The organism is Vibrio lentus (genome assembly GCF_002875945.1).
GTDB classification, from domain to species: Bacteria; Pseudomonadota; Gammaproteobacteria; order Enterobacterales; family Vibrionaceae; genus Vibrio; species Vibrio apostichopi.
Window position 1 is genome coordinate 1 of the sequence record NZ_MCZK01000159.1, and the last position, 1262, is coordinate 1262.

General features: G+C 44.4%; 1 protein-coding gene. It reads right to left on the reverse strand.

Going from position 1 to position 1262, the window contains the following annotated elements:
• Nucleotides 1–8: 8 nt before the first annotated feature.
• A protein-coding gene (locus BCT49_RS20470) for an IS3 family transposase (protein WP_102437816.1) occupies nucleotides 9–1186 on the reverse strand; the annotation gives its coding sequence in 2 pieces (ribosomal slippage) (nucleotides 9–928 and nucleotides 928–1186; 1179 coding nt in all).
• Nucleotides 1187–1262 lie beyond the last annotated feature (76 nt).

Sequence of the window (1262 nt, forward strand, 5' to 3'; positions counted from 1 at the left end):
TGAAGTGGTCAAGTAAAACTGGCCACAGTTTTATAAGGGAACCAGAACTGTCGTTCTGACTCATTTGGTGTTAATCCACCGTTATATTGATGTGGACGATGCTGGTTGTAATAACCAACTAGGTAATCCGTTATTGCTTGCTGCGCCTCTGTAAAACTTCTATAGCCATTCTTTGGTACCCATTCCGTTTTTAAACTTCTGAACACTCGCTCCATAGGGCTATTATCCCAACAGTTCCCTCGACGACTCATACTTTGAGTGATTCGATATCTCCATAGCAACTGACGATATTTTTTACTCGTATAGTGGCAACCTTGATCTGAGTGGAACATTACCCCTGACGGCTTTCCACGGCTCTCATAGGCCATGGTCAACGCCTTGCCAGTCAATGCGCTATCTGGAGAGTTAGACATTGCCCAGCCGATGACTTTTCGTGCGAACAAGTCAATAACAACTGCTAGATAAGACCATCTCTGTCCCGTCCAGATGTAGGTCACATCGCCGCACCAGACTTGGTTCGGTTCAGTCACCGCGAACTGACGATTTAATCGGTTAGGTATATGAGCATGTTCCTGCTGTGTTTTTTTGTACATATGCTTTGGTAGTTGGCAACTGACTAAGTTTAGTTCTTTCATGAACTTACTCGCTCGGTAGCGACTAAGTGGAATGCCCCTCGCTGTAATTATATCAGCAATGGTTCTCGCTCCAGCGGAACCATTGCTCAACTCATAAGCTCGGCGAACTTCAGCACGGACAAGCACATGCTCTGACGACAGAGATTTATCCCTATTTACCCAATAACGATAACTACTGCGATGAACCCCGAACACTTCGCAAAGCCGTTTCACAGCATAACTCTTCTTGAGTTTCTCGATCATCGAGAACCGTTCAGGGAGTCTGACATCAAGAGAGCCGTAGCCTTTTTTAGAATTTCCTTTTCTTCTTCAATGCGTTTGATTTTCTTTTTAAGGTCACGAATTTCTCTTTGCTCTGGAGTGAGTGGTGATGAATTTGGTGCCTTACCCGCTCTTTCAGCTTTGAGTTGCCTTACCCAGCTTTCTAACGTGGTTTTTCCAATCCCCATCGCTTCGCAGGTTTCTTTATAAGAACGTCCCTGGTCAAGCACTAGCTGAGCACATTCAAGTTTAAATTCTGGGTTAAAAGTGCGTCTTTCACGCTTAGTCATAATGTCACCTGTTTTAGTATCGAGATGATCATACATCACCTCTTAATCAGGTGGCCAAATTCACTATGCCACTTCA